This is a genomic window from Clostridium polyendosporum (assembly GCF_018332455.1).
GTDB classification, from domain to species: domain Bacteria; phylum Bacillota; class Clostridia; order Clostridiales; family Clostridiaceae; genus Clostridium_AY; species Clostridium_AY polyendosporum.
Genome location: NZ_BOPZ01000012.1, coordinates 79,024 through 95,442, shown reverse-complemented (window position 1 = coordinate 95,442; position 16,419 = coordinate 79,024). Strand labels below are relative to the sequence as shown.

General features: G+C 31.6%; 14 protein-coding genes. 7 read left to right on the top strand and 7 right to left on the bottom strand.

All coding sequences use genetic code 11. The annotated features are described in order from the left end of the window. Positions 1-142 precede the first annotated feature (142 nt). The 3 genes from spoVG to CPJCM30710_RS08685 all read right to left on the bottom strand — a co-directional run bounded on the left by spoVG (position 143) and on the right by CPJCM30710_RS08685 (position 1,939). On the bottom strand, positions 143-421 hold the full coding sequence (gene spoVG, locus CPJCM30710_RS08695; RefSeq protein ID WP_212903782.1) for a septation regulator SpoVG: 279 nt from the start codon (positions 419-421) through the stop codon (positions 143-145). Between the two features lie 189 nt (positions 422-610). After that, complete coding sequence (gene purR, locus CPJCM30710_RS08690) at positions 611-1,426, bottom strand: pur operon repressor (RefSeq protein WP_212903781.1); 816 nt, start codon at positions 1,424-1,426, stop codon at positions 611-613. A gap of 375 nt (positions 1,427-1,801) precedes the next feature. Further along, positions 1,802-1,939, bottom strand: a complete 138-nt coding sequence (locus tag CPJCM30710_RS08685) for a clostri-philic family protein (protein WP_212903780.1) — start codon at positions 1,937-1,939, stop codon at positions 1,802-1,804. A gap of 125 nt (positions 1,940-2,064) precedes the next feature. On the opposite strand from CPJCM30710_RS08685, the gene CPJCM30710_RS18070 reads away from it, so the two are divergent. Together CPJCM30710_RS18070 and murC are read left to right on the top strand one after the other, a co-directional pair. After that, positions 2,065-2,199, top strand: coding sequence for a hypothetical protein (locus CPJCM30710_RS18070; RefSeq protein WP_281413966.1), 135 nt, complete (start codon positions 2,065-2,067; stop codon positions 2,197-2,199). 122 nt (positions 2,200-2,321) lie between these two features. Next, positions 2,322-3,698 (top strand): UDP-N-acetylmuramate--L-alanine ligase, encoded by a 1,377-nt coding sequence (gene murC, locus CPJCM30710_RS08680; protein WP_212903779.1) that lies wholly within the window; start codon positions 2,322-2,324, stop codon positions 3,696-3,698. A 186-nt stretch (positions 3,699-3,884) separates the two neighbouring features. Here murC and CPJCM30710_RS08675 read toward each other — a convergent pair whose 3' ends face one another. Further along, the gene (locus CPJCM30710_RS08675) at positions 3,885-4,451 is read right to left on the bottom strand and encodes a YdcF family protein (RefSeq protein ID WP_212903778.1); all 567 of its coding nucleotides are present in this window, start codon (positions 4,449-4,451) and stop codon (positions 3,885-3,887) included. A 482-nt stretch (positions 4,452-4,933) separates the two neighbouring features. Here CPJCM30710_RS08675 and CPJCM30710_RS08670 point away from each other — a divergent pair, with 482 nt between their 5' ends. Together CPJCM30710_RS08670 and CPJCM30710_RS08665 are read left to right on the top strand one after the other, a co-directional pair. Beyond that, positions 4,934-6,670: an ABC transporter ATP-binding protein gene (locus CPJCM30710_RS08670; protein ID WP_212903777.1), complete on the top strand. Its 1,737-nt coding sequence runs from the start codon at positions 4,934-4,936 to the stop codon at positions 6,668-6,670. After that, positions 6,670-8,457, top strand: a complete 1,788-nt coding sequence (locus CPJCM30710_RS08665; protein ID WP_212903776.1) for an ABC transporter ATP-binding protein — start codon at positions 6,670-6,672, stop codon at positions 8,455-8,457. The genes CPJCM30710_RS08670 and CPJCM30710_RS08665 overlap by 1 nt, the downstream gene beginning before the upstream one ends. Positions 8,458-8,892: 435 nt before the next feature. On the opposite strand, the gene CPJCM30710_RS08660 is transcribed toward CPJCM30710_RS08665, so the two are convergent. Continuing rightward, complete coding sequence (locus CPJCM30710_RS08660; protein ID WP_212903775.1) at positions 8,893-9,507, bottom strand: NUDIX hydrolase; 615 nt, start codon at positions 9,505-9,507, stop codon at positions 8,893-8,895. Positions 9,508-9,828: 321 nt separating this feature from the next. Here CPJCM30710_RS08660 and CPJCM30710_RS08655 point away from each other — a divergent pair, with 321 nt between their 5' ends. Continuing rightward, on the top strand, positions 9,829-11,979 hold the full coding sequence (locus CPJCM30710_RS08655; protein WP_212903774.1) for an SPFH domain-containing protein: 2,151 nt from the start codon (positions 9,829-9,831) through the stop codon (positions 11,977-11,979). Positions 11,980-12,092: 113 nt separating this feature from the next. Here the strand turns inward: CPJCM30710_RS08655 and CPJCM30710_RS08650 are convergent, their stop codons facing one another. Together CPJCM30710_RS08650 and CPJCM30710_RS08645 are read right to left on the bottom strand one after the other, a co-directional pair. Further along, positions 12,093-12,899 carry a DUF2935 domain-containing protein gene (locus CPJCM30710_RS08650; RefSeq protein WP_212903773.1) on the bottom strand — a complete coding sequence of 269 codons (807 nt, stop codon included), beginning with the start codon at positions 12,897-12,899 and terminating at the stop codon, positions 12,093-12,095. Between the two features lie 152 nt (positions 12,900-13,051). Beyond that, positions 13,052-13,534 (bottom strand): metal-dependent transcriptional regulator, encoded by a 483-nt coding sequence (locus CPJCM30710_RS08645; RefSeq protein WP_212903772.1) that lies wholly within the window; start codon positions 13,532-13,534, stop codon positions 13,052-13,054. 190 nt (positions 13,535-13,724) lie between these two features. Here CPJCM30710_RS08645 and CPJCM30710_RS08640 point away from each other — a divergent pair, with 190 nt between their 5' ends. Together CPJCM30710_RS08640 and CPJCM30710_RS08635 are read left to right on the top strand one after the other, a co-directional pair. Beyond that, the gene (locus CPJCM30710_RS08640; RefSeq protein WP_212903771.1) at positions 13,725-15,032 is read left to right on the top strand and encodes an Nramp family divalent metal transporter; all 1,308 of its coding nucleotides are present in this window, start codon (positions 13,725-13,727) and stop codon (positions 15,030-15,032) included. 203 nt (positions 15,033-15,235) lie between these two features. Then, positions 15,236-16,408 (top strand): phosphopentomutase, encoded by a 1,173-nt coding sequence (locus CPJCM30710_RS08635; RefSeq protein WP_212903770.1) that lies wholly within the window; start codon positions 15,236-15,238, stop codon positions 16,406-16,408. Positions 16,409-16,419: the final 11 nt, after the last annotated feature.

The window sequence follows — 16,419 nt, the reverse complement described above, 5'->3', positions numbered from 1 at the left end:
ATTTATATAAAATTTTATTCAAATTAATAGAAAAGCTCTCTTTTAAAATTTATCCACAAGTTTGCTAGAAAAACCCCCTGTTTAAAAAACAGAGGGTTTTTCAGCAAACTGAATAAAAGGAAGTAAAACTTCCTTTTATTCACTACCCCTGTTGCTCGGTTTCAGTTGCTAACGCCACTTCATACTCATCTAAAATAGCTTTTTGTATCTTTTCTCTTGTATCGGTATTTATTGGATGAGCTATGTCCTTGAATTCTCCATCAGGAGTCTTTCTACTTGGCATAGCAATAAATAGACCATTTTGTCCTTCTATAACCTTTATATCATGAACAACGAATTCATTGTCCAAAGTTACAGAAACTATGGCTTTCATCTTTCCTTCAGCAGCTATCTTTCTGATCCTAACGTCTGTGATTTGCACTTCACTCCACCTCCAGTTGCTTTAATGATTTTATATTTCTATATTAACTTAGAAAAATCCTTTTTTTTATTTAAACTTTTCGAAATTTTTTTTATTTTAAGAAATATATAGATGTTTAACTTCACAACTGAATGTATAATTCATTAAAAAATATCATATATTGAGGCTATTAATAACTGATATATACTTTTATTCAAAAAATTTTGATGGAGCCATATTAACTTCTCCATCATCACTTACCCCTCTAAGATCAACTATGGATACATACTCTTTTATAAGCTTCTTTTCTGCCTCTATATTATCAACTAATACTCCAATTCCAACTAGGTCACTTTCGAACTCTTTTAACAAGTCTATAATCCCCTTTGCTGTTCCTCCACCTTTCATAAAGTCATCTATAAATATACACTTACTACCAGTCTTAAGAGATCTCTTTGAAAGAGACATCTGCTGTATTCTTCCTGAGGAACCTGAAACATAATTTATAGTTACTGTAGGACCTTCAGTAACTTTATTATCCCTTCTAACGATAACCAATTGAACCCCAAGATTTCTTGCAACTTCATAAGCAAGAGGAATCCCCTTTGTTTCTACTGTAACAACATAATCAACTTTGCTTTTATCAAAAAATGAAGATAGTATAACTCCAGCTCTGCTTATTATGTAAGGATTATACATGACATCAGTCATGAAAATAAAGTTTCCAGGCACTACTCTACTACTATCCTTCAGCTTTTCACACAACTCATTTGCAAAACCTTTTCTCTGTTCTTCTCCTATCCCTGATATATATTTAATTCCACCTGCTGCTCCTGATATAGTCTCTACCCTTCCCATACTTAGCTTTTCTAGAACTTCTCGTACTATAACTATATCTTCACTTATAGTTGATTTAGCTGCATTTAATAGTTCTGAAAATGTATTAAGTCCAATAACCCTATTTGGATTTTCTAACAACGTCTTTGTAATAGCAACCATTCTACTATTTCTACTTAGTTTTTCCACATCAATCACCCACATTTTATTTAATGAATCCGAACTATAACTAAAAAAAATCTACTTAACATTCATATTGTATTCAATATTATATCCAATATCAATATTTTTAACACTAATCCTTTTACAGTTATCCTATAATTTAATTTTTATGTAATTTTTTTGTAAAATACATGTATTTTTAACTAAACTGTGGGTAATTTTCCCATTACCTAAGATATAAGTATAGATACTAAATTATTGTATAAGAATTGTTAAAAATCAAAAGATGCTATAGATAAAGCCATTTAAGGAAGGATTAAGCAAATGATAAGTTTTTGTGGCAGGAATTCCACTATAATTGAATTCCTGCCTTAATTATTAGTCTAAGTCCCTAAATATTACTTATTTAATTGGATCTCCATTTAAGTTCTCATATTCTGGTGGATTCTTTTTAGTACCTCTATTATCTTGGTGTTTATGAAGTCGTTGTCTTCTCTGACCATCATCCGTTACATTATTTCTTACATGATTTTTTGACATAATCAACTCTCCTTTCTATGTCTTATTTTTTACCCAAAGGAGAATTTCATGCAATCTTAACAATATAAAACAAAAGTATAAACATCGTCTTACTGGAAACTATAATTATTGAAAGGGGTGTTCTTATGAAAAATATAAAACTAACAAACAAACAATTATCTGCAGCCGGTATTGACCGTGTTGACAATGGTGAAATTGAACATAGAGCTGATAAGGTTAAAACTACAAGAAAAAATGATAATGTTAAACCAGAGCCTTAAAGGGCTCTTTATTATTTTGTATCAAAAACTTCTGTTTTTTCATAAAATAATTGTAAATTGTTGTGTCAATTCGGAAAAAATGTATATAATTAATAATGGTAGTTTGTAAAGGAGTTGATACTTTGTCATTTCATTTTATAAAAGATAAGCATAAAAAGGTACATTTTATTGGAATAGGTGGAATAAGCATGAGCGGCCTTGCTGCTGTACTACTAAATAAAGGCTACAAGGTTTCAGGGTCAGATGCAAAGGCATCAGAGCTTACTAAAAGACTTGAAGAAAAGGGTGCAGAGGTATACATAGGCCATAGTAGTGAAAATTTAAAGGATGTAAACCTGGTTGTCTATACTGCTGCTATCCCTCAAGACAATCCTGAACTTGTTAAGGCAAAAAATGAAAATATACCACTTATGGACAGAGCAGAATTTTTAGGTAAGATAATGCAAGGTCATAAATATGGCGTAGCTGTAGCAGGCACTCATGGAAAAACCACTTGTACATCAATGATCTCCCATGTAACTTTGACTGGAGATATTGATCCTACAATACTTGTAGGCGGAGAACTAGATATAATAAACGGAAACTTTAGAATAGGTAACAGTGACTATTTTATTACTGAAGCTTGTGAATATAAAGAATCCTTTTTAAAGTTCTATCCATACATTGGAATAATATTAAATATAGACGCGGATCATTTAGATTACTATAGAGATATAAATCATATCCAAGAAACTTTTGAGAAGTTCTCTAACTTAATTCCTAAAGATGGATATCTTGTAGGATATGCCGACGATCCAAGAGTACAAGATATAATTGCAAAGTCAAAGTGTAATATCTTAAGCTATGGATTTGAAAATGGCGATGTAACTGCTAGAAACATTAGCTTTAACGAAAGAGGATGCGCATCCTTTGATGCTTATAAAGGAGAAGACAAACTATTCTCAGTTGATCTGAGTGTTCCAGGTCAGCATAATATTCTAAATGCCCTTTGTACAATTTGTGTTGGACTCATATTTAATATATCATCAAATGCAATTATAGAAGGATTATTACAATGTAAAGGCGCTCATAAGAGGTTTGAATATAAGGGTAAAAAGAATGGTGTTACAGTTATAGATGACTATGCTCACCATCCAGTTGAAATAAAAGCAACTTTGAGTACTGCTCAAAAAGTATCTCATAAAACTATATACTGCGTATTCCAGCCCCATACCTACACAAGAACTAAAACCTTATTTAATGAATTTACAGAAGCCTTTTTCGATGCTGATGAAGTTATACTTATGGATATATATGCAGCAAGAGAAAAGGATACAGGTACGGTAAGTTCACAGCAACTTGGTGATGCTTTAAGAGCGAAAGGCGTTAAGTGCACAAATGTTCACTCTCATGAGGAAGCATTAAATTATGTAAAAGAAAAAGCCTCAGCAGAGGACTTACTTCTAACCGTAGGTGCAGGAGACGTTGTTAATGTGGGAGAAATGTATTTAAATTCATAATAAAAAACCCAAAAAACCATGAGGTTTATAAAACCACATGGTTTTTTATTTGCTATCATTTCATGAAGTAAAATCTGGTTCAAAGTTAATAGAGCTGATGCCTAAATTCTTATTTTTATGAATTGTTTACTGATTAAAGTTGTGTATCTTTAATAGGCTGGATACCTGCCCAACTTTATTTATGACTTATCTATATATAGAATCCTTAATTATAGCTGGTATTTCTCTTATAGACCCTTGTATCTCTTTCCAGAAGTATCTCCAAATAAATATCCCATCATAAGTAGCATCAATATTATTTCTCTTAGCTAGTATCCATACTCTTCTTAAGTGAAAAAAATTAGAAACTATTATAGAACTGTTAAATTGTCTATCCCTCATTATTTCAGTGCAATTTTTGATATTGGCGGAAGTATTTTGAGACTTATCCTCCAAAATTATACTATCTTCATTTATCCCATATTTAATTAAAACCCTATACATGCTCTCAGCTTCTGAAATCTTTTCTCCTTTTTCTTTTCCTCCAGAAACTATGATATAACGTCCATATCCTTGCTTAAAAAGTTCCATTCCCTTTTCTATTCGCTTCTGCAAAAATAACCCTGGACTCCCTTTGGAAAGTTTGCACCCTAATATTATTATTACATCTGCTTTCTTTGGTCTGGAAATCATGGGAAGGGAAAATATAAACATTTCAAGAACTACAACTAGTGCTATTATTATTCCTAAAAACATAAACATCCTCTTCTTCATATCTTTACTCCTTACTTTATAAATAGTAATAACATATCAAAACAGTGCATAATAGTAAAAGAATATTTCGTTAAAAAATAACCAATATATAAATCTATTTCTAAACTATAAACTACAATTTCTTTAACTTAAATTTTTTTGTGTTTATTTGACATTAATTTCAAAATATGTATATAATAGAATTAATCAATTTATACGATTAAATAAATTATACAAAAAGGAGGTAGGAAATATGTTAACAGTAAGATATCAACTTGGATTTAGCATCGTTATAAAGACTAATTCTTTAATATATATTAACAATAGCCCTATCTCTACGTGGACGATTACTGATAATTAATCTTTCTTATACATTTTAATCGGTAATTAAGGTCATGGGCTATTGCTCATGACCTTTTATATTACCAAAAAGGTCATGGGTATTCCTGTGACCTTTTTTTGCATATATAGGGCGCTACTTAATTAATACGGGAGGGAAAATTATGAAAAGAATTTTTAGCTATCTGCTAAGACATAAAGCTATACTGCTTATTGCATCATCAGTAATGCTTTTTATCATAGCTGTAGATAATATAACACCTTATTTACAAAAGTTAATAGTTGATAAGGCCATCATGGATAAGCAAGCTTCTCTACTTGTACCACTACTCGGATCGATACTTGCAATTACATTGATCAAAGCTATTTTCGGATATGCAAAAGAATATCTTTTTGACAGCCTATCTGCAAAAGTTCATGAAGATATCAAAAATGAACTTTTTGAGCATATCCAAGAGCTTGAGTTTAAGTACTTTGATAATATGAATACCGGTGAATTGATGTCAAGGATAGGCGAAGATATAGAGAATATATGGCAAACAATAGCTTTTGGATTAAGGCTTTTTGTAGAAAATATAGTTTACTTGGTTATTAGCACCATAATATTGTTCTATTTAAGTTGGAAACTTGCCCTAGCTTGTATCATCATAATGGTACCTATAGGATATATGGCAATAAAATTGGAAAAACAGTTCTCCGATTGTTGTGGCAAGATCAGTGACCAAACTGCAGAAATTAATACTGCTGCTCAGGAAAATATAGCTGGTGTTAGATTAGTAAAGGCCTTTGCTAGAGAAAAACATGAAGTATTAAAGTTTTTAAGAATGAATAGATCCTATTATGATTTAACCATGACACAGGCTAAAATTATAGGAAATTACTTCCCTCCTATGGAATTTTTAACAAATATTTCATTAGTAATCATGATTATATTTGGTGGTATTTTAGTTATTAAAAATGAAATGAGTTTAGGTACGTTAGTGGCATTTAGTGGTTATATATGGAACCTCATATGGCCAATGAGAATGTTAGGTTGGCTAACTAACATGCTAGCTCAAAACCAAGCCTCCGCAAAGAAAATCTTTACTATCATCGATAGAGAACCAGAAATTAAAAACAAAGAACATACAAATTCTCTTTCTGAAATAAGTGGAGAAATTGAATTTAAGAATGTTTCCTTTAAATACAATGATGAAACTATATTAAAGAATGTTAATCTAAGTATTCCTGCTGGAAGTACTGTTGCTATAATGGGAACTACCGGTTCTGGTAAATCTTCTCTGCTCTATCTAATTGGAAGATATTATGATGTATCTGACGGTGAAGTTTTAGTAGATGGAATAAATGTTAAAGACATTAACCTTAATAAATTGAGAAGCAGTATGTCCGTTGTCCCTCAAGATACATTCCTTTTCTCTGATAGTATAGAAAATAATATAAAATTTAGTAATAAAAACGCTTCTATAGAGGATATTAAAAGTATATGTAAGACAGCTTGTTGTCTAAACTTTATTACTTCCCTTGAAAAAGGCTTTAATACAGAAATAGGTGAGAGAGGTATAGGATTATCCGGTGGTCAAAAACAAAGAATTTCCATTGCTAGAGCATTGTTGAGAAAAGCTCCTATATTAGTACTTGATGACGCTACTTCTGCACTGGATATGGAAACAGAATATACATTACTAAAAAACCTGTCTGAAAGAAAAATTAAAAATACGACTTTCATAATAGCTCATAGAATTTCTGCCGTAAAAAATGCCGATATCATTCTGTTCATAGAAGATGGAGAAATAAAAGAATGCGGAAACCATAATGAACTACTTCAGCTTAAAGGGAAATATTATGATATTTACTGCGAACAGTTCAAGGACTTCAACGAAATAGAAAGTGAGGTGGTATAATGGCTAAAAATACAGTAAGGCAAGATGAATATCAAATGAGCAGAAATAAAATTGAAATAACCTTAAGACTTTTAAACTATTTGGCTCCTTATAGAATTAAAACCTTTTTGGTAATACTGCTTATGCTATTTGTAATGGTATGTGGAATACTAAATCCTTATCTACTTAAGATTGCAATCGACACTCATGTAAAAGAAAGTAATGTCCGAGGTTTAATGTATATTGGCACCCTTTTATTAGTGCTAAACCTTCTATCAATGATTGCATCCAAGGTTAGATTGATTATGATGTCCTTTATCACTAATAATATTTTGGTAAACATAAGACATCAATTATATACCCACATTCAAAGACTGTCATTTTCATTCTTTGACAATAGACCTGTTGGAAAGATACTAGCAAGAGTTATAGGTGATGTAAATGCTCTTCAAAATATGTTCAATCAGAGCATTCAGACACTTATTCCTGAGCTTTTAAGCTTGATTTGTGTTTCACTGATGATGTTTACCTTAAACATTAAATTGGCTTTAGCATCGATAATAATACTTCCCTTCTTAACAGTCTCAATGTTTCTTATCGAAACTCAATCAAGAAAAAGATGGGAAATATATAGAAAGAAACGTTCAAATCTAAATGCTTATACACATGAAGACTTCTCAGGAATTAAGGTTGTTCAGGCCTTTGGAAAGGAATACGATACCTTATTATGTTTTAGGAACATGGTAAGTGCGCTTATGGATGCCTTTACTAAAGCAGTGAGACTGAATGATTTCTTTTGGCCTTTAGTTGAGCTCTCCTGGGGTATTGGTATAGTTGTTGTTTTCTATACTGGGTATTCTCTTGTAATATCGGGTGAAATTTCTGTAGGTACTTTAATTGCTTTCTCAATGTATATAGGAATGTTCTGGAGACCAATCATGAATCTGTCAAACTTCTACAATACTCTTATAACAAACTTCTCTGCCGCTGACAGGATCTTTGACATCTTAGATATTAGTCCAGATATCATAAGTTCTGAGAATGCTCCTAAAATGGGTAAAATAAAAGGAGTTGTAGAATTTAAAAATGTGACCTTCTCCTACGATAAAAGTTCACCAGTGCTTAATAATATAAGTTTTAAAGTGAATTCTGGTGAAACAATAGCTTTAGTTGGTGCCACCGGATCTGGTAAAACTACAATAGTTTCACTACTAAGTAGGTTCTATGATCCTACTTCTGGAGAAATTTTAATTGATGGGAAAAATATAAAAAATGTTGACATTGAATCTTTAAGAAGTCAGATGGGAATTATGCTTCAAGATACCTTCCTCTTCTCTACAACTATAAAAGAAAATATAAGATATGGGAAGCTTGATGCTACTGATGAAGAAGTTATTGCAGCCGCCAAAGCTGTTAATGCTCACGACTTTATAATAAAAATGGAAAAAGGTTATGACACAGAAGTTAACGAGAGAGGTTCAAGACTTTCCTTAGGACAAAGACAACTTATTTCCTTTGCTAGAGCACTACTTGCAAATCCAAGGGTATTGATTCTTGATGAAGCAACCTCAAATATCGATACCTATACAGAAAAATTAGTTGAAAAAGGTATTGAAAAACTTCTTTCGGGAAGAACCGCCTTCGTAATTGCTCACAGACTTTCTACTATACGAGACTGTGACAAAATTATGGTTGTTGATGGTGGCAAAATCAAAGAGTACGGAACTCATAATGAGCTCATAGAAAAGAAAGAGATTTACCATAATCTCTATATGGCACAATACCGCTTCTTAAATGAAGGAGCTTAACAAAAGTGGCGCTCCGGCGCCATTTTTATAAAAATATGTATCAAATAAATATACTTTTTTATTAGAATTGCCCACTATAATAATGTGATAACTTTGCAACGAGAACTTAAATTCCTGAATCTGCATTTTTACTATATGTTTTTATATTTTTTTATTTTTATATAGTTTTGTTTTTTACTTTTTAACAATATTTGTTTATAGTTAAAAATATGAAATGTTCATATATCCGTAAACATCTTGATTTATTCACATAATTTATCATAAGTTGAAAATATTAATAACTCCTGTCTGTATTGGAAATTAAGCAAAGGTTGTATCAGAAAATCCTAAGGACTGTATACAGATTGCTATAAAGGCAACCTTATCTACAGCCCCTTAAATTCTAACTATTAATTAATATATTTCTATTTACCAAATCTTTGTTATTAAAAGAGGCTAATCCACAAGCTTTTCTCCCATAGCAACAAAGCTTTGAAGAATCATATATACCTTTATATCAAATTTTATGTCTTTTTTTAGGAGTTCTTTCGCTTCCTCTTGGGATACCATAACAACTTCTATATCCTCATCATCTTCTAAGTAATCCTTTGATACTTCTCCTTCGCATACACAATATACTAGTGCTACAGACTCATCTGTCATTCCAACAGAAACATATAATCCTTTAGTTGTTTTTGATGTATTTATTTTTACTACCTTAAGTCCCGTCTCTTCTTTCAGTTCTCTTTCAACAGCCTTTAACATATCCTCATCACCATCAACAAGACCTGCTGGAAGTTCATAAACATAATCATTTAGAGGCACTCTAAACTGTTTAACCAAAACGAGTTTTTTACTATCCTTATGAAGTGCCACAATAATAACTGCATCAATCTTTTCTTCCTTACCTTCAAAAAATTGAGCATTTAATGTTTCAATATCTTTTCTTGAAGCTACTGTCCAATGTCGTGTTACTCCTTTTTTGTTTAAATACTCCGCATTATACAAACTCAAAAACTTTGTTTCAGCTAATGGAGTTATTTTTTTTATTCTTGATATCTTATTGCTCATACCTTCACCTTCCATCATGTAATAATTTCCATAGAATAAATTGTAACATATACACTAAATCAATTAAAAGAAGGTACTAAAATAAAATTATAATTTAGTTAAAAATATTTACTTTGCATATAATTACTACCATATTTAATATAATATGATAGTAATTTAAGAAATACTTAGATTTAATTAGCTAATAAAAGATATCTACGCTTGCTTTATTAAAACCAATTAATTTCCATAATTGTAACACTAAACTCATTTTGAGTTATTTATTACCTTATTATATAATTATTATATCGCTATAAAACGACTTATAGGGGGAGAGAATTTATGGTCGAAACAACATTATTAATCAATACCGGAATAGGAATCCTTGGTTTCTTTTTCTTAGTTTGGCTATCAGGATTCAAAATCATTCCAAATGATAAGGTTGCTATTGTAGAAAAATGGTGGTCATCAAAAGGCTCACTAAAGGAACAAATCATTGCATTAAATGGTGAAGCCGGTTATCAACCCGATGTACTAAGAGGTGGTATTCACTTTAAAACTCCATTACTCTATAAAATACACACTGTCCCTTTAGTTACAATACCTCAGGGAAAAATTGCTTATGTATTTTCAAGAGATGGCAAACCCTTAGAACCAACTCAAACCTTAGGCAAAATAGTTCCTCAGTGTAATAACTTCCAAGATGTTAGAGCTTTTATTCAAAATGGTGGACAAAGAGGTCCTCAAAGAGGCATCATCCGTGAAGGTACCTACTCCTTTAACCTTGCACAATTTATAATAATTACTGAAAATAAAACGTATTACTTACCAATGGGTAACAGCAGTGAACAGAAAACAATTTTAGAAATGGCCCAAAAGATAGCCATAAGGAATGGGTTTGATCCTATTGTAATTCAAGGTGAAAGTGATTTAGTTGGTATAGTAACAGTACATGACGGTCCATCACTAGGAAAAGACAATATCATATGCCCTACTGTTGGAGATGATCCAAGTGACGAAAATTACCACAACAATTTTCAAGATCCCGAAAGATTTTTAAAAGCAGGCGGATATAGAGGTAGACAGTATCAAGTACTCGCTGATGGTTCTTACTTTATAAATAGATTATTTGCTACAGTCGAATATATCTCCAAAACTATAATACCTGTTGGATATGTTGGTGTAGTTGTATCCTATATGGGCGCTAAAGGGGAAGACTCTTCTGGTGAAGATTATAAACACGGCGAGCTTGTCCAAAAGGGTTATCGAGGTGTCTGGGGGGAAGCACTTATGCCAGGTAAATACGCTTTTAACACCTATGCAGGTAGCATAATCCAAGTTCCAACAACTAATGTAATATTGAAGTGGATAAGTAATCAAAATGGAAATCATAAATATGATGAAAATCTTAAGGAAGTTAGCTTAATATCTAAGGATGCCTTTGAACCGTCACTTCCATTATCAGTAGTATTTCATATCGATTATAAGAAAGCTCCTATGGTTATTCAAAGGTTCGGTGATATTAAAATGCTAGTTGATCAAACCCTAGACCCAATGGTATCGGCATACTTTAAAAACATTGGTCAAACAAAGACGCTCATAGAATTAATTCAACAAAGAAATGAAATCCAAAACCAATCTTCAGTAGAAATGAAAGCTAAATTCTCACATTATAATCTAGAACTTGAAGAAGTATTAATTGGTACACCAACAAGTTCAAAGAATGATAGTAACATTGAACAAATATTAACTCAGCTGCGTTCAAGACAAATTGCTAAAGAACAACTTGAAACCTATGCCACTCAACAGACCGCTGCCGAAAAGGAAAAAGAATTAAAAGAAGCTCAGGCTATTGCAAAACAGCAAACTTCACTTACTGAATCAGACATTAATATTAGAATTCAAGAAAACCAAGGTAAAGCTGAACTTATGAAATCTAGACAAGATGCTGAGAAAATACAAAGATTATCAGAGGCTGAAGCATACAAAGTTAAACAACAAGCAGAAGCTGAAGCTTTTAGATTAAAACAACAAGCAGAAGCTTCTGCATATCAAACAAAGCAGCAAGCTGAAGCTGAGGCTTTCAGACTCAAGCAGACTGGTGAAGCAGAATCCTTTAAGATTAAAACTGTGGGGGAAGCCGATGCTGATAGAGAGGCTAGAGTTGGTATATCAAAGGCCATTGCTGCAAAAGAGCAGGTTAATGCCTTTGGTGGAGCTCAATTCAAGATAGTTCAAGAAATAATGAATAACTTTGCTGACGCTATAAAAACCTCCAAGATTGATATTGTTCCGAAAACCCTTATCACCACTGGATCCAAGGATGGAGAAAATAACATTCATAATGTCTTTGAAAACTTAGTAATGATGCTCTTAAGCGAAAAATTAACATCCCAAGATTCCGGTAATGCACAGCTTTCAGAAGAAGCAGAAAAAATCAAACAAGAAATATTAAGCTATGTAAAGCCATCAGATATTAAGAATACTAAGTAATAAAATTTAATAGTTATTAAATCTATTAAGTTTTAGCCAGACTTCACTTTGTGAAATGATGGCAAGTAAAAAAACTCATCTAGCAAAGACTAGATGAGTTTTTATTATAAGAACTATACTTTAATACGTTCCTTAGTAGGATCACATTCTGGCGCTTTAACCTTAGAAACTTGTGATAACTTAGTTTGATAGTAGCATTCCTCTCTATACATATGGTCAGGAGCAAGAGGATTCAATGCCCCCAAAACTCTTTTTTCAATAACAGCAAGTTTTAAATCCTGCAAAAATTGTTTAAATGTCATCATTTCTATGTTAGCACATTCATTAAGTCTATCTAAGGCAGGAAATTCAAATAGACCACTTCTCATATAACCTTTAAACTCTATAGCTCTTAAGTATAAATCATTAAATGTTTTTTCAAACTTTTTACTTATCTTTATTAGTTCTTTTTCAGTCATGTCTAATGATGCTATTATAGAACTAGCATGCCCTGATCCATCTGGAAGCCATAATAAATGATGATATATAGGGTTTATCAATTTAGAATACTTACCCATATAACAGTTCAGGATATACAAGTATTCCTCAACTTCATTTACCATGTGATTTATAAAAGTTGGCGGTAAATTTATCTTAACTTTTCCACATATTTGTTGAGCTATTATAAAGAGCTTAAAACATCTTATTTCCTGAGCTGCATTACTTGCTAAATTAGTTAACTCATTCAATTTTTCATCATGTAATTGCTTTCTAGCATTATCTAACAAACTATCGAATAAGTCTTTAAAGTAATTGCTTTTTTTAAGTAAATCTACTTCTGTAGAAGATAGTGCATCCGATAAGAATCGAGCATGATCCCCTAAAATTTGTAGCCAAAAACGATGTTCAAACAGTATTTCTTCCTGGTTATAAGTATCCAAAATACCCCTCCAAAAACATACTTATTATTATAATATGCTGTTATTTGGAGTTAATTTCAGTTTCCACTGATTATTTTCTTTTTTATTAACATTTGACTCGATAAAAGGAGTTGCTTTTCTATTTTAAAGATAAAAAAGATATAGATAGCGTATTAGCTATCTATATCTTTTTTCTTTAAGGTTCTATAGTCTTCAAATTTTTCATTAATATCTGGATTGCTTTTTAAAAACTCAATGAAACCTACGAAGCATTTAAGTGTTTCATTACTTATTGTATGCTCTATTTTTTCTGTTTCTTCTAATATACTTTCTGATATTCCCAATAACCTTAAAAACATTTCTATTACATTATGCCTATCAAGAAGTGCTTTTCCAATTACTTTTCCTTCCTGAGTTAATGCTATAAATCCATGTTTTTCATAGCTTATAAGCTTTAACTCTGCAAGTCTTTGCATCATCTTCGTTGCCGATGATGGTTGAACATTAAGTGAAGTTGATAAATCATGTATTCTTGTAAAGCCTGTTTCCTTTGATAATCTATATATCATTTCAAGATAATCCTCCATTGATGCAGTTAGATGACTACCTTCCTTTTTCATATATTCCCTAAATGTAAAAAAATCTTCGTTATTCATGTTATCACCTAAATTAAATTATAGTTACTACTAAATAATATGCTAAATATTTGAGAATAATAACCTTTTTGTAACATTTATTTTGAAATATTCATATTTTATATAAGAGAAAAAATTTTAGTCATGGCTAAATTTATTAGTTACTTATAAATTACTTAAGTCTAGAAAATCTTAAGGAAGGTACATTGAGATGCAAATTAATAAAAACCTTAAAAAAGTCTATGTAAGTTCTACTAATTCAAACATTGTAGAACTAGAAAGTCATAGATTGATTTCGAAACGAAAATCCATAGGCCAATTGTTCAAATTTCTAGGACCTGCATTTGTAGTAAGTGTAGCATATGTTGATCCAGGTAACTTTGCAACCAATATTAGTAGTGGTTCAATATTTAACTATAATCTGATATGGGTAATTCTATGGAGTAACTTGATGGCTATCTTCTTACAAACTATGTCAGCTAAATTAGGAATAGCTACTGATGCTAATCTATCTGAGGTATGTAGTAGAGTTTTTTCAAAGAAGATCAATTGGCTTTTATGGGTTGTTGCTGAATTAGCAGCTATAGCTACTACTATAGCTGAATTTTTAGGTGGCACCCTTGGGTTTTATTTGTTATTTGGAATACCTTTAATTTATGCAGGACTTCTTACTGGTGTAGTTACATTCTTTATTATATATATGCAAAAATATGGTCAGCGTATTGTCGAAATAATTATCACTGTATTTGTTGCTATTATTTGTATTTGCTACACCACGGAAATATTTTTAGCAAAACCCGATTGGGTACAGGTAGGTTATCACACATTAGTTCCATCCATCCCTAACAGTGAGGCTGTTCTAATAGCTGTAGGTATGTTAGGCGCCACTGTTATGCCTCATGTAATTTATCTTCATTCTCAATTAGTTCAATCTAGAAATAAAGGAATGACTTTAGCAGATAAGATTTCACATTTACGTATGGAAAGAATAGATATTACCTTAGCAATGAATATTGCATTTATTGTAAATGCATCCATGGTTATTGTATCTGCAACAGTTTTCTTTAGCAAAGGTATAACAGTAGATTCAATTGAACAAGCACACCAATCTCTTTCACCTTTACTAGGTTCATTATCTAGTAGTATCTTCGCTATAGCCTTACTTGCATCTGGATTCTCATCTTCAGCTGTAGGTGCTATGGCTGGAGAAACAGTTATGGACGGTTTTATAAATATTAAAATACCTACTAATATCAAACGTATAATAACAATGGCTCCTGCCATGATAATCATAGGAGTAGGTATAAATCCTATGAAGGCATTAGTTATAAGTCAAGTTTTTTTAAGCTTCGCTCTCCCCTTTGCCATTATTCCTATGATGATAATAACAAGCAAGAAAGATATTATGGGTATATTTGTTAACAAATTACTAACCAAAGTTATTGGATGGATAATAACTATTGTAATTATTTCATTAAATATATTTCTTCTATTTCTCACATTTTCCGGTAAAGTATAGTATAATTAAACTTGGTATCCATATTATGGATACTTTTTTTTACTGTAAAAAATTAAATTATTTCATGACTTTAGAATGTCTACAGGCACTCTTTTAAAGAAGACATTGGATTCCAAAGTTACATAACATTTGTTACCACTAATGTTTATACCACTATTTATGGGTACAATAAATTATATTTATATATGATTGAGGTGATTATTATGATTAAAAGAGTTATATTGATTATTTTAGATAGTGTTGGTATAGGCCAACTTCCGGATGCCGATAAATACGGTGATTTAGGTGCTGACACTTTAGGTCATGTTATAGAATATAACGGTGGATTAGCCATTGGAAACATGGAAAATTTAGGCCTTGGATTAATAGATGATATCAAAAATGTAAAGAAAGTAGAAAATCCAATAGGCTGTTATGGAAGATTTGATGAAATATCACAAGGAAAGGATACTGTAACTGGACACTGGGAAATAGCAGGAGTTAAATCAGAGGTCGCTTTCCGAACTTACCCTGATGGTTTTCCCCAAGAAATTATTAAAAAGTTTGAAACTCTTACTGGAAGAAAAGTTATAGGAAATAAACCCGCCTCAGGTACTGCCATAATAGATGAACTCGGAGAAGAACATATGAATACTGGAGCGCTTATTGTTTATACTTCTGCTGATAGTGTATTCCAAATCGCAGCCCATGAAGAAATTGTTTCATTAGAAGATTTATATAAGTATTGCCAAATTGCACGAGAAATGTTGACTGGAGAACATTCAGTTGCCAGGGTAATAGCAAGACCATTTATCGGAACCTTAGGTAACTTTAGCAGAACCCCTAATAGAAAAGATTATGCTTTAATTCCGCCTCACGATACAGCTCTTGACCTATTAAAGGCAAAAGGTTTAAATGTAATGGCTGTCGGCAAAATTGAGGATATCTTCTCTGGTAGAGGAATTACCGATGCTGTTCATACAAAAGACAACATGGATGGTGTAGATAAAACCTTAGAATATATGCATGAAGATACCGAAGGCCTCATATTTACAAATCTTGTAGATTTTGATATGAAATGGGGACATAGAAATGATGCTAAAGCTTATGGTAAAGGATTAGAAGATTTTGATAGAAGACTTCCTGAAATAATTAAAGCTATGAAAGATACTGATGTATTATTTATAACTGCAGACCATGGCTGTGATCCAACATTAGAAGGTAGTGATCACACGAGAGAATACATTCCATTTTTAGCTTATGGTAAGAATCTAAAAGAAAATGTGAACTTAGGTACAAGAAGAGGCTTTTTTGATATCGGTCAAACTATATGCGATATCTTTAATGCAGGTAAAATTAAGAATGGATCTAGTTTCTTAAGGGAAATAAAAAAATAGTAGCAAATAAA